At 70.3% G+C, this 12716-nt stretch carries 10 protein-coding genes; 8 read left to right on the top strand and 2 right to left on the bottom strand.

What is annotated here, in order from left to right; translation table 11 throughout:
* Positions 1-112 precede the first annotated feature (112 nt).
* The 7 genes from R6Y94_RS11755 (at position 113) to R6Y94_RS11725 (ending at position 8371) form a co-directional block, all read left to right on the top strand.
* Complete coding sequence (locus tag R6Y94_RS11755) at positions 113-1354, top strand: PspC domain-containing protein (RefSeq protein WP_318396089.1); 1242 nt, start codon at positions 113-115, stop codon at positions 1352-1354.
* Positions 1355-1359: 5 nt separating this feature from the next.
* Positions 1360-2043, top strand: a complete 684-nt coding sequence (locus tag R6Y94_RS11750; RefSeq protein WP_318395859.1) for a response regulator transcription factor — start codon at positions 1360-1362, stop codon at positions 2041-2043.
* Between the two features lie 472 nt (positions 2044-2515).
* On the top strand, positions 2516-4147 hold the full coding sequence (locus R6Y94_RS11745) for a peptide ABC transporter substrate-binding protein (RefSeq protein ID WP_412102740.1): 1632 nt from the start codon (positions 2516-2518) through the stop codon (positions 4145-4147).
* 183 nt (positions 4148-4330) lie between these two features.
* Entirely contained in the window at positions 4331-5257 is a 927-nt protein-coding gene (locus R6Y94_RS11740; RefSeq protein WP_318395857.1) for an ABC transporter permease, read from the top strand.
* 114 nt (positions 5258-5371) lie between these two features.
* Positions 5372-6310 carry an ABC transporter permease gene (locus tag R6Y94_RS11735; RefSeq protein WP_318395856.1) on the top strand — a complete coding sequence of 313 codons (939 nt, stop codon included), beginning with the start codon at positions 5372-5374 and terminating at the stop codon, positions 6308-6310.
* 8 nt (positions 6311-6318) lie between these two features.
* Entirely contained in the window at positions 6319-7365 is a 1047-nt protein-coding gene (locus R6Y94_RS11730) for an ABC transporter ATP-binding protein (protein ID WP_318395855.1), read from the top strand.
* Complete coding sequence (locus R6Y94_RS11725; protein WP_318395854.1) at positions 7346-8371, top strand: dipeptide ABC transporter ATP-binding protein; 1026 nt, start codon at positions 7346-7348, stop codon at positions 8369-8371. The genes R6Y94_RS11730 and R6Y94_RS11725 overlap by 20 nt, the downstream gene beginning before the upstream one ends.
* A gap of 176 nt (positions 8372-8547) precedes the next feature.
* On the opposite strand, the gene R6Y94_RS11720 is transcribed toward R6Y94_RS11725, so the two are convergent.
* Positions 8548-8865 (bottom strand): chorismate mutase, encoded by a 318-nt coding sequence (locus R6Y94_RS11720; RefSeq protein ID WP_318395853.1) that lies wholly within the window; start codon positions 8863-8865, stop codon positions 8548-8550.
* A 304-nt stretch (positions 8866-9169) separates the two neighbouring features.
* Here R6Y94_RS11720 and pcrA point away from each other — a divergent pair, with 304 nt between their 5' ends.
* On the top strand, positions 9170-11575 hold the full coding sequence (gene pcrA, locus R6Y94_RS11715; RefSeq protein WP_318395852.1) for a DNA helicase PcrA: 2406 nt from the start codon (positions 9170-9172) through the stop codon (positions 11573-11575).
* A 197-nt stretch (positions 11576-11772) separates the two neighbouring features.
* Here the strand turns inward: pcrA and R6Y94_RS11710 are convergent, their stop codons facing one another.
* Complete coding sequence (locus R6Y94_RS11710; RefSeq protein ID WP_318395851.1) at positions 11773-12594, bottom strand: M23 family metallopeptidase; 822 nt, start codon at positions 12592-12594, stop codon at positions 11773-11775.
* Between the last annotated feature and the right edge of the window lie 122 nt (positions 12595-12716).

Here is a 12716-nt window from a genome sequence, read left to right as displayed (position 1 = left end):
TGGCTGCTGAGCCCGCGGACGTGTGACGATCGGAGCGTCGGTGGAACGGGACGTGACGCGGCAGGTCCGCCGCACGTCACCCCCGCCGCCCGAGACGACGAGGAGTTCGAAGATCCGCGCCACGACCGAGCCTCCCCGCCTGTACCGCGCCCGCGACCATCGGATGGTCGCCGGCGTGGCTGCCGGGATCGCCCTGCACCTGGGCATCCGGGCGGTGTGGGTACGCGTGACGTTCCTCCTGCTGCTCGGGTTCAGCGGGCTGGGCCTGCTCCTCTACGCGGCGTTCTGGGCGGTGGTGCCACCGTTGCCAGGTGGTGCCCCGCCCCGGCGCAACGTCTTCCAGTTGCTGCCGTTCGTGGCCATCGGGCTCGCCGTGATCCTGATCGAGGTGCTGGCCTTCAAGTCCGGCGGGGTGGCCGGGACCGCCGGCTGGCTGGTGTCGATCATCGCGGTCGGCGCCGGGGTGATCTGGCACCAGTCCGCGCCGGAGCGTCGCTGGCAGTGGGACCGGTCGCTGCCGGTGCCGTGGCTCGGGGCGGTGGTGGCGGAGAGCGACCGGCGAGCCTTCGTGCTGCGGTTCATCGGCGGTGGGGTGCTGGTCGCGGTGGGCCTGATCGGGGTGGTGGCGGTCTACCGCCCACAGGGCAACTTCGACGCGGTGGTCAACGGGGTGATCTTTGCCCTGGTGGCACTCGCCGGGGTCGGCGTGGTGGCCGCCCCGGTGCTCTGGCGGACCTACAACCAGCTCCGGGCCGAGCGGGAGGGGCGGATCCGGGAGCAGGAGCGGGCCGAGCTGGCCGCGATGATCCACGATCAGGTGCTGCACACCCTCGCGCTGATCCAGCGCAACGCGGCCGACGTCAAGACGGTGCAGCGGCTCGCCCGGGGGCAGGAGCGCTCGTTGCGGAGCTGGCTCTACAAGCCGACCGGCTCGCCGACCGAGCGGTTCGCCGCGGCGCTGGAGCAGGCCGCGGCCGAGGTGGAGGACACCTTCGCGATCACCGTCGAGGCGGTGGTGGTCGGCGACCGGGAGACCGACGAGCGGGTCGGCGCGTTGGTGGCCGCGGCCCGGGAGGCGCTGGTCAACGCGGCCCGGCACGCCAAGGTACAGACCGTCTCGCTCTATGCCGAGGTCGAGCCGGAGCAGGTGAGCGTCTTCGTCCGCGATCGCGGGGCGGGCTTTGACCCGACTACCGTTGAGGACCACCGGCACGGCGTACGCGGCTCGATCATCGGGCGGATGAAGCGGCACGGCGGGCGGGCGGAGATCCGCAGTACGCCGGGGGACGGCACCGAGGTGAGACTCTTCCTCCCGATACCCCGGGAGGGCGCGGCACCAGGGAAGGACAGGTAACGATCATGGTCGAGTCGACCGAGCCGGCGCGGGAGGGTACGCCCGAGCCGCGGCTGCTGCGGGTGTTCCTCGTCGACGACCACGCGATGTTCCGGGCCGGCGTCCGCGCCGAGCTGGGGGCGCACGTCGAGGTGGTCGGCGAGGCCAGCACGGTGGCCGAGGCGATCAGCCGGATCGCCGCCACCGAACCGGACGTGGTGCTGCTCGACGTGCACATGCCGGACGGAGGCGGTCGGGCGGTGCTGGAGGCGGTCCGGCGTACCCGGCCGGAGGTGCGGTTCCTGGCGCTCAGCGTCTCCGACGCCGCCGAGGACGTGATCGGGCTGATCCGGGCCGGTGCCCGGGGGTACGTCACCAAGACCATCTCCCCGGACGAGCTGACCGCCGCGATCCGCCGGGTCGCCGACGGTGACGCGGTGTTCAGCCCCCGGCTGGCCGGGTTCGTGCTGGACTCCTTCGCCGCCCGGCCGGACGCGCCGGTCGCCGATCCGGAGCTGGACCAGCTCACCAACCGCGAGCGGGAGGTGCTGCGGCTGCTGGCCCGGGGCTACGCGTACAAGGAGATCGCCAAGGAGCTGTTCATCTCCATCAAGACGGTGGAGACGCACGTCTCGAACGTGCTGCGCAAGCTGCAGATGTCCAACCGCTACGAGTTGTCCCGGTGGGCCGCCGACCGCCGTCTGGTCTGATGTCGCCGAGGCCTCGCCCGCGCCGTCCGCCCCGGCGGCCGGGTCGGCGGTCCGGCATCGGCGGTTCCACCGGTACGGCATCGGCCGAGCGGTGGGTGTCCGGGAGGTGACGATCGGGTACCATGCATCGATGGCTTTCACTGTCCGGCCGTCCGTCGGATCCGCGGTGCACAGTTCCACATCGTCCAAACGGACGAGTACGGTAGGTATGCGCTTGACATCGGAGAGCGCCTGCGGTGACGCGGGAAAGGTCACAACGAGCCATGCGGGCGGTTGTCGGAGCACCCTGCTCCGGTGACGTTTTGCCTGGTCAACGCCGTGTTCGGAGGGGCGCCCGGTGGGTGGGGCACACGCCTGAAACATTGCCGGCAACTAACGGGTTGATAACGGCACCTTTCCGCGCTAGGCGGCTCAGTGTCACAGTGTCAGTCACCTCACAGTCCCTCGTGAGCGCCCTGAGGAGGCTTCACTCATGCGCGGGCAATTCCCGTTAAAGATGGCGGTCGGAGCGACCGCCATAATGTTGTTGGCGGCAGGCTGCAGCGGTGGCGGCGACGACGAGACCTCGGCGGCTGACGCCCTGATCTCGATCGGCATCGGCGAGCCCCAGCACCTGATCCCCTCCAACACCACCGAGTCCAACGGTGCCGAGGTGCTGGCCGCACTCTTCAGCCCGCTGGTGGACTTCGACGCCGACAACAAGCCGTTCACGGTTGCCGCGGAGTCGGTCGAGTCGACCGACAACAAGGTCTGGACGGTCAAGCTCAAGGACGGTTACACCTTCCACAACGGTGAGAAGGTCGGCGCCGACAACTACATCAACGCCTGGAACCACGCGGCGTACGGCCCGAACGGCAACGGCGGCTCGTACTTCCTGGAGCGCATCGAGGGCTACAAGGACCTGCAGTCCGAGGACCCGGACGGCGACGGCCCGCAGAAGGCTCCGGACCCGAAGGCGAAGACCCTGACCGGTCTGAAGAAGGTCGACGACCTGACCTTCACCGTCACGCTCAGCGAGCCGTTCTCCGGCTGGCGCTCGGTCATGGGCTACACCACCTTCTACCCGCTGCCTGCGGCGGCGTGGGCCTCGGAGGGCGTGCTCAAGGAGGACTACGAGCAGGCCCCGATCGGCAACGGCCCGTTCAAGATGAAGGGCACCTGGCAGCACGACTCGAAGATCGAGGTCGAGCGCTACGACGCCTACCCGGGTGACAAGCCGAAGGTCGGCGGGGTCACCTACAAGATCTACCAGGAGCAGACCGCCCAGTACGCCGACCTGATGGGTGGCGCCCTGGACGTGGTGACCCAGATTCCGATCGAGAACCTGGCCACCGCCCCGGCCGACCTGGGTGACCGCTTCAAGACCAGCTCGAACTCGGTCTTCCAGTTCGTCGGCTTCCCGACCTTCCTCCCGCAGTACTCGAAGGTCGAGGTCCGCAAGGCGATCTCGATGGCGATCAACCGCAAGGAGATCACCGACAACATCTTCCGGGGCTCGCAGACCCCGGCGGCGTCGTTCGTCTCCCCGGCGGTGGCCGGCTACCGCGAGAACAGCTGCGGCGAGGCGTGCACCTACGACCCGGCCAAGGCCAAGGCGGCGTACGAGGCCGCAGGCGGCCCGAAGCAGATCAAGATCACTTACAACGCCGACGGTGGTCACAAGCCGTGGGTGGACGCGACCTGCAACCAGCTCAAGGCCAACCTGGGCGTCGACTGCGTCGGCACCGGCGAGCCGAAGTTCGCCGACCTGCTCACCAAGGTCGAGAACAAGGAAGACGTCGGCATGATCCGGCTCGGCTGGATCATGGACTACCCGCTGATGGAGAACTACCTCGGCCCGCTGTACGGCACCGGCGGTTCGTCGAACTACTACGGTTACAGCAACCCGGAGTTCGACAACCTGGTCAAGCAGGGTTCGGCCGCGCCGACCGAGGAAGAGGCCATCAAGCTCTGGCAGCAGGCCGAGGACATCCTGGTCCGCGACATGCCGGTGATTCCGCTGCGGCTCGGCCAGAACGTCTTCGGTCACTCGGAGCGGGTCAAGAACGTCGAGGTCGACAAGTTCCAGAAGGTCGAGCTCCTCAAGATCGAGGCGACGAGCTGACCTGACTGCTCCAGCGACGGACGGTCCGGTCCACCCGGCCTAGCCCGGGTCGGATCGGACCGTCCGCACGAGCCTCACCGGCCCGGCGATCGGGACCGGTGAGGCTGCGGTCGCTACCGTGCGCATCACGGTCCGCTGCCCAGCAGGCAGTCACCGATGCTCGTCTCGCTAAGGACTTGGGATATGTTCCGCTACTTCGTGCGGCGCGTGCTGCAAGGGGTCCTGACGTTTTTCGGGGCCACCTTCATCGTGTACGCGCTGATGTTCGCCAACCAGGACGACCCGCTCCAGGCTCTGGCGGGTGAGCGACCGCTGCCGGAGAACGTCCGGCAGGCACTCACCGAAAGGTACCATCTGGACGAGCCGTTCATCCTCCAATATGGCCACTACATGCGTGGTCTGCTGACCGGGGACTTCGGCATCTCGTTGACCAACCGGCCGATCAGCGACATGATGCAGCAGGCCTGGCCGGTGACCATCCGGCTGGCGGTCTTCGCGATCATCATTTCGGCGCTGGTCGCCGTCACCGCCGGCATCGTCTCCGGGATCCGCCGCGGCGGCATCTTCGACACCACCACGCTGATCATCACGCTGGTCCTGCTCTCGCTGCCGATCGTGGTGCTGGCCCCGCTGGCGCAGCTCCTCTTCGGGGTGCAACTGCACTGGTTCCCGGCGACAGCCGGTGCCGAACCCGGGTTCTATCAACTCATCCTGCCGGCGCTGGTACTGAGCTGTCTGGTGATCGCCACCCAGATCCGGGTCACCCGGGCGTCGGTGGCGGAGAACCTCCGCTCGGACTACGTCCGTACCGCCCGGGCCAAGGGCCTGGCGAACCGCCGGGTGATCGGTGTGCACGTGCTGCGCAACTCGCTGATCCCGGTCGTCACGCTGATCGGTGTCGACCTGGGCAACCTGATGGCCGGAGCGATCGTCACCGAGGGCGTGTTCAACATTCCGGGCGTCGGCTTCAACCTGTTCCGCGGGATCCGGACCGAGGACGGCCCACTGGTGGTCGGCTTCGTCAGCATCCTGGTGATCGTCTTCCTGGTGGTCAACCTGGTCGTCGATCTGTTGTACGCGGTACTCGACCCGAGGATCCGCTATGAGTGAGCGAACCAGTCGACTCACGAGTGTGCGAAGTGAGCGAACCAGTCAGCGTGACGTGTGCGCCTCCGGGCGGCGCCGAGCGTGGCGAGACGGCGGCATGAGTAAGCGAGGCGCCCGATGAGCAACGTCGAATCCGTCACCCAGGCGGAGGTACCCAACACCGCCGGCGGGCCGGTGTCGCCGGACGACGGCCCCGAGAAGCCGCGCAGCCTGACCGGGGATGCCTGGGAGGACCTGCGGCGCAACTGGATCTTCTGGGCCGCCGCCGTCCTGGTGGTACTGGTCGTTACGATGGCGGCCTTCCCGAGCCTGTTCACCTCGGCCAACCCGGAGGCGTGCGCGCTGTCCCGGCAGCACCAGGGCCCCAGCGGCTCGGCCATCTTCGGCTACAACTTCCAGGGCTGCGACGTCTACGCCCGGACGATCTACGGTGCCCGCAACTCGGTGCTGATCGGGCTCTTCGCGACCATCATCTCCGGGGTGATCGGCCTGATAGTGGGCATGGCGACCGGCTACTTCGGCGGCTGGGTCGACGCCCTGCTCGCCCGGGGCATCGACATCGTGCTGGGCATCCCCACCCTGCTCGCGGCGATCGTGCTGGCCCGGCGGCTCTCCGCCGACCCGCAGGACTCGGGCTTCCTCGCGGTGGTCTTCACCCTCGGCGTCCTGACCTGGACGACCGGCGCCCGCATCATGCGTTCGTCGGTCATCTCGGCGAAGAACCAGGACTACGTGGCGGCGGCCCGGATGCTGGGGGCCGGCTCCGGCCGGCTGATGTTCCGGCACATCCTGCCGAACGCCGCGGCGCCGTTCGTGGTGGTGCTGACCATCCTGCTCGGCGTCAACATCGCCACCGAGGCCACCCTGACCTTCCTCGGCGTCGGTCTGAAGGGTGACGCGATCTCCTGGGGGATCGACATCTCGACGGCGGCGCCGTACGTCCGGGAGACGGCCACCCCGTTGGTCTGGCCGTCGGTCTTCCTGGCGATGACCGTGCTGGCGTTCATCATGCTCGGCGACGCGATCCGCGACGCCTTCGACCCGAGGCTGCGGTGAGCTGACCCATGACCGATATCAAGGCAGAGATCGACGTCCTGCCCGGGCTGGACTCGTCCGCCCGGCTGCTGGAGGTCGACGGTCTGCACGTCGAGTTCCGTACCCAGGTCGGGGTCGCCAAGGCGATCAACGGGGTGGACCTGCACCTGGATCCCGGCGAGACGCTGGCGATCCTGGGCGAGTCCGGCTGCGGAAAGTCCGTCACCGCCCAGGCGATCATGGGCATCCTCGACTCGCCGCCCGGGTTCGTCACCGGAGGTGCGATCCGCTACCGCGGCGTCGACCTGCTCAAGCTCCCTGAGGAGCAGCGCCGCAGGGTACGCGCCAACCACATCGCCATGATCTTCCAGGACGCGCTCTCCGCGCTGAACCCGGTCTTCCCGGTCGGCTGGCAGATCGGCGAGCTGTTCCGGGTGCACCGCGGGATGTCCCGGCAGGACGCCCGGAAGCGGGCGGTCGAGTTGCTCGACCTGGTCAAGATCCCGGCCGCGAAGCAGCGGGTCGGGGACTTCCCGCATCAGTTCTCCGGCGGTATGCGGCAGCGCGTCATGATCGCGATGGCGCTGGCGCTCGACCCGAAGGTGCTGATCGCGGACGAGCCGACCACGGCGCTGGACGTCACGGTGCAGGCCCAGATCATGAACCTCCTCGCCGAGCTGCGGCGGGAACGGAACATGGGCCTGATCCTGATCACCCACGACATGGGTGTGGTCGCCGACGTGGCAGACCGGATCTCGGTGATGTACGCCGGGAAGGTGGTCGAGGAGGCGCCGGTGCTGGACATCTACGCCCGGCCGGCGCACCCGTACACCAAGGCGCTGCTGGAGTCGATTCCCCGACTCGACCTCAAGGGGCAGCAGCTCAACGTGATCAAGGGACTGCCGCCCAACCTGACCCGGATCCCGGCCGGCTGCCCGTTCCACCCGCGGTGCGCGTACACCCGCGACGTGTGCCGGGCCGACCCGCCGCCACCGCAGTACGAGGTGGATCCGGTTCGGACGGCACGGTGCCATTTCTGGACGGAGGTGGTCGGCGATGAGCCAGCCGTCAGGTAACGAGGTCGTGCTGGAGACCCGCGGGCTGGTCAAGCACTTCCCGATCACCCGGGGCATCGTCTTCCAGAAGAAGGTCGGTGCGGTACGCGCGGTCGACGGCGTCGACCTGCAACTGCGTCGGGGCGAGACCCTCGGCGTGGTGGGCGAGTCCGGCTGCGGCAAGTCGACGCTGGCCAAGCTGCTGGTCGGGCTGGAGAAGCCGACCAGCGGCGCGATCAACGTCCGGGGTCAGGACATGACCCGGCTGGCCGGTGGCGAGATGCGGAAGGCCCGGCGCAACATCCAGATGGTGTTGCAGGACCCGTACACCTCGCTGAACCCGCGGATGACGGTCGGCGACATCGTCGGTGAGCCGTTCGACATCCACCCGGAGGTCGCTCCGGCCGGCGAGCGCAAGCAACGGGTCCGGGAGCTGCTGGACCTGGTCGGGTTGAACCCGGAGCACATCAACCGCTATCCGCACCAGTTCTCCGGCGGGCAGCGCCAGCGGATCGGGATCGCCCGGGCGCTGGCCCTCAGGCCGGAGATCATCGTCTGTGACGAGCCGGTGTCGGCGCTGGACGTGTCGATCCAGGCGCAGGTGATCAACCTGCTGGAGCGGTTGCAGGACGAGCTGGGGCTGTCGTACATCTTCATCGCGCACGACCTGTCGGTGGTCCGGCACATCGCCGACCGGGTCGCGGTGATGTATCTGGGCAAGATCGTGGAGATCGGCGTCGAGGACGAGATCTACGAGCGGCCGACCCACCCGTACACCCAGGCGCTGCTCTCGGCGGTGCCGGTGCCGGACCCGACCCTGCGCGGCCAGCGGGACCAGATCGTCCTGGAGGGCGACGTGCCGTCGCCGGCCAACCCGCCGTCGGGCTGCCGGTTCCGCACCCGCTGCTGGAAGGCGCAGGACATCTGCGCCAGCCAGGAGCCGCCGCTGGTGGAGCGGGAGCACTCGGCGCACCCGAGCGCATGTCATTTCGCCGAGGAGCGGGACGTGGTGCACGCGGTCGAATAGACCGGCCAGACGCGGTGGTGTGCCTGACCCGGCCAACCACCGATGCGAGAAGAACGCCTCCTCACTGCCCGGGGCGCGGGCCGCCATCCATGCGGCCGGCGTCCCGGGCTCGCGTATCTCCCGGGCCGCCGAGGGCCGCCGGCCGGTCGGCGGAGCAGACCCGCCCGGGGTACGGCTCAGAGCGGGCCGCGACCGGCCCGGAGCAGCAGCAGGGCGAGCTGGGTACCGTCCGCGCCGAGCGCCTCCCGGAACCGGTCCAGGATCTCCCGTTCCCGGGAGAGGACCAGCCGGGTGCCGCCGGAGGCCATCCGGGTCCGGCCGACCTGCTGGGAGAGTGCGGCGCGCTCCTGCCAGAGGGCGATCAGCTCGCGGTCGATCTCGTCGATCCGCTCCCGCAGCCCGAGGATGTGCTGCGAGGCGTCCGGCGCGCTCGTCCCGGTCTCGGGCTCGGCGCCGTTCGCCTCGGCGGGTTGCTGTGCCACCTCTGCCGCCATGGGGTCCTCCTTGCCAGCCAGGTCCCCGGTGCCTGGATCCCGACGCGAAAAGCCCCGGGCTTCAGGAGCCCGGGGCTTTTCGTAGGTCATGTTCAGGCGCGACCCACGGCTGCCGGACTCCCGGAGCCGTAGTAAAAGTAGGGCTGCGCCCGATGGATCACGGGTTGAGTATGCCCAGCCAGCGGTGTCTTGGCAAGCGCATCGGCGATGCCCGGAAGGCGACGGGCGGGAACAATCCGGCCGAGGCGGGTACGGGCCCGGCGGAGGCGTACCTGTCTCCCCGGCGGCATAGACTCGCGGGGCGATGCATGCTCTCTTCGAACCTCCGCCGCCCTCCGTCCCTCCGGCCCAGAGCGCGCCCCGGCACCGGCCGTCCGGCCCCGACCCGCAGGCCCTGCTGGCCGGGCTGAACGGACCACAACGGGACGCGGTGACCCACTCCGGGGCGCCGCTGCTGATCGTGGCGGGCGCCGGCTCGGGCAAGACCCGGGTGCTGACCCACCGGATCGCCTACCTGCTCGCCGCCCGGGACGTGCATCCGGGGCAGATCATCGCGATCACCTTCACCAACAAGGCGGCCGGGGAGATGAAGGACCGGGTCGCCGCGCTGGTCGGGCCCCGGGCCCGGTTGATGTGGGTCTCGACGTTCCACTCCGCCTGCGTACGCATCCTGCGGGCCGAGCACGAGCACGCCGGCCTGAAGTCGACGTTCTCGATCTACGACGCCGACGACTCGCGCCGGCTGATGCAGTTGGTCACCCGGGAGCTGGACCTCGACCCGAAGCGCTATCCGGCCCGGGGACTGACCACCCAGGTCTCCAACCTGAAGAACGAGCTGATCGACCCTGAGACGTTCGCCGCCCGGGCGAACGGGCCGAACGAGCGGGCGCTGGCCGAGGCGTACACGCTCTACCAGCGGCGGCTGACCGAGGCGCACGCACTCGACTTCGACGACCTGATCATGACGACGGTGCACCTGCTCCAGTCGCACCCGCACGTCGCCGAGAGCTACCGCCGCCGGTTCCGGCACGTACTGGTCGACGAATACCAGGACACGAACCACGCGCAGTACACCCTGGTCAAGGAGCTGGTCGGCGGCACACCCGGGGTCGAGCCGGCCGAGCTGTGCGTGGTCGGCGACGCCGACCAGTCGATCTACGCGTTCCGCGGCGCCACCATCCGGAACATCCTGGAGTTCGAGCGGGACTTCACCGACGCCCGGACCATCCTGCTGGAGCAGAACTACCGCTCCACCCAGACGATCCTCAACGCGGCCAACGCGGTGATCGAGCGCAACAGCTCGCGCAAGCCGAAGCGGCTGTGGAGCGAGGAGGGCGCGGGGGAGCAGATCGTCGGCTACGTCGCCGACACCGAGCACGCCGAGGCGGACTGGGTGGGCCGGGAGATCGACCGGCTCTGTGACGCCGGGGCGGCCCGCCCCGGCGACGTCGCGGTCTTCTACCGCACCAACGCGCAGTCCCGAGTCTTCGAAGAGGTGTTCATCCGGGTCGGGCTCCCCTACAAGGTGGTCGGCGGGGTCCGGTTCTACGAGCGCAAGGAGGTCCGGGACGCCCTGGCCTACCTCCGTGCCGTGGTCAACGACGACGACACGGTGAGCATCCGGCGGATCCTCAACACCCCGCGCCGGGGCATCGGCGACCGGGCCGAGGCCTGCGTGGCGGCGCTGGCCACCCGGGACCGGATTTCGTTCGGCGCGGCGCTGCGCCGGGCGTCCGAGGCGCCGGGCATCTCCACCCGGTCGGCCAACGCGATCGCCGAGTTCGTCACCCTGCTCGACGGGCTGCGGGAGCTGGCCGAGACCGCCCTGCCGGAAGAGGTGCTGGAGGCGGTGCTGACCCGCTCCGGCTACCTCGGCGAGCTGGAGGAGAGCATCGACCCACAGGACGCCGGCCGGGTGGAGAACCTCCAGGAGCTGGTGAGCGTCGCCCGGGAATACACCGAACGGGTGGAGGCGCTGGCCGACGAGGGCGCTCCCGGTGCCACCCTGGCCGGCTTCCTGGAGCAGGTCGCGCTGGTCGCCGACGCCGACCAGGTGCCGTCGGACGACCCCGACCACCAGGGTGTGGTCACCCTGATGACCCTGCACACCGCCAAGGGGCTGGAGTTCCCGGTGGTCTTCCTGACCGGGCTGGAGGACGGCGTCTTCCCGCACCTGCGGGCGCTCGGCGACAACCGGGAGCTGGAGGAGGAGCGCCGGCTGGCGTACGTCGGGATCACCCGGGCCCGCAAGCGGCTCTACCTTTCCCGGGCGGTCACCCGGTCGGCCTGGGGGCAGCCGTCCTACAACCCGCCGTCCCGGTTCGTCGACGAGCTGCCGGGCGACCTGGTGCGCTGGGAGCGCACCGGGGCCGCCTACACCTCGTGGTCCGGGACGGGCGGCGGCGTGGGTGGCCGGTCCAGCGCCGAGGACCGGTCCGGCGCCTACCGGGGCGGCGGCTTCTCCGGGGGTACGCCGAAGGCCGCCCAGCTCGCCTCGCGGCTCGGCATCGACGGCAGCCGGCTCAGCACCGCGAGCGAGCTGAAGCAGCCGCCCAAGGTCGCTGCCGGGGACCGGGTCAACCACCAGCGCTACGGCCTCGGCCGGGTGCTGGCGGTCGAGGGGCACGGTCCGGGTGCCCGGGCCCAGATCGACTTCGGCGACCAGACGCTCTGGCTGGTGCTTCGGCACGCTCCGATCGACAAACTCTGACCGCCGCTACCCGGCGGCCCGCTCCGCCTGCGTTCCGGTCGTCCGTTCCACCTGCGCTCCGGCGACCCGCTCCTCGACGAGGGTGACGAAGCCGGTCCCGCCAGTCCTCGGGGGCGGGGTCCGGATAGCCCCGCTCGCCGTACGCCGCGTCGGCCATCAGCAGGACGAGTTCCTCCTTGCTCGACCGCTGACCCGGCTCAGCAGCCCAGGTCCACCCCACGGGCCCGCATCCACGGCGCCGGGTCGACCTGGTTCCACAGCCCGTTGTGTACCTCGAAGTGCAGGTGCGGTCCGGTGGTGTCGCCGGTGGCACCCTCGTACCCGATCACCTGGCCGGGCTTGACCCGCTGCCCGACGCTGACCACGGTCCGGCTCTGGTGGGCGTAGTGGGTGAGCCAGCCGTTGCCGTGGTCGACGACCACCGAGATGCCGTACCCGGCGAAGGCCCAGCCGGCGTCGACGACCGTGCCGGCTCCGGCGGCCTGGATCGGGGTGTCCGCCGGCATCGCCAGGTCGATGCCGGCGTGCATCGTCCCCCAGCGCATCCCGTAGCAGGAGGTGACGCCGGCGCCCGGCATCGGGTCGACCCAGGCGGGCGCCTTCCGGCTCGCGGTCGGGCTGACCGCCTTGGCGGACGCGCTGCTCCGGCTCGGCTTGGCGGTCGGCGGCCGGGTCGTCGCGGCGGCGCTCGGCGTGGGCGTCGCGGTCGGGACCGGGGAGGTCGTCGGGCCGGCGGCCTCCCGCGCGGCCCGGTCGACACGCTGCGCGGCGGCGGCCCGGGCCGATTCCTCCGCGGCCACCGAGACCCGGTCGGTCGGCCGGTCGTCGCCGACGGCCACCGCCGTCACCGCGCCGGCCACGCCGAGGCCGAGCAGGGCGACCAGCCCGGGCACGAGGCCCCGGCGCCGGCCGCCGGTCCGGTGCCGGGCGACGCCGGACCGTCCGGTACGCCGGCTCGGGCCGGGCTCGGTGGCCCGGTGCGCGGTCGTCTCGGGCTGGTGCGGATCGGTCTGCGGCACGACGGGTCCCTTCTGCGTGGGGCGTGGACCCGGGAAATGGTGGTAGGCGCGGCGGTGCCACGCCGGCACGGGGCTGCCGGTCACGGACGACGGCCGGACGGCGGCAGCAAGGTTATGCCGGG

The sequence above is a fragment of the Plantactinospora sp. KLBMP9567 genome (assembly GCF_033446045.1).
GTDB lineage: Bacteria > Actinomycetota > Actinomycetes > Mycobacteriales > Micromonosporaceae > Plantactinospora.
The sequence above is the reverse complement of the archived record's forward strand: the minus strand, read 5'-3'. Positions and strand labels throughout refer to the sequence as shown.

Bases quoted from the DNA above. Each gene is read 5' to 3' on its own strand.
- R6Y94_RS11750 (WP_318395859.1), top strand. From the start codon at position 1,360: ATGGTCGAGTCGACCGAGCCGGCGCGGGAGGGTACGCCCGAGCCGCGG.
- R6Y94_RS11745 (WP_412102740.1), top strand. From the start codon at position 2,516: ATGCGCGGGCAATTCCCGTTAAAGATGGCGGTCGGAGCGACCGCCATA.
- R6Y94_RS11740 (WP_318395857.1), top strand. From the start codon at position 4,331: ATGTTCCGCTACTTCGTGCGGCGCGTGCTGCAAGGGGTCCTGACGTTT.
- R6Y94_RS11735 (WP_318395856.1), top strand. From the start codon at position 5,372: ATGAGCAACGTCGAATCCGTCACCCAGGCGGAGGTACCCAACACCGCC.
- R6Y94_RS11730 (WP_318395855.1), top strand. From the start codon at position 6,319: ATGACCGATATCAAGGCAGAGATCGACGTCCTGCCCGGGCTGGACTCG.
- R6Y94_RS11725 (WP_318395854.1), top strand. From the start codon at position 7,346: ATGAGCCAGCCGTCAGGTAACGAGGTCGTGCTGGAGACCCGCGGGCTG.
- R6Y94_RS11720 (WP_318395853.1), bottom strand. From the start codon at position 8,865: ATGGCGGCAGAGGTGGCACAGCAACCCGCCGAGGCGAACGGCGCCGAG.
- pcrA (WP_318395852.1), top strand. From the start codon at position 9,170: ATGCATGCTCTCTTCGAACCTCCGCCGCCCTCCGTCCCTCCGGCCCAG.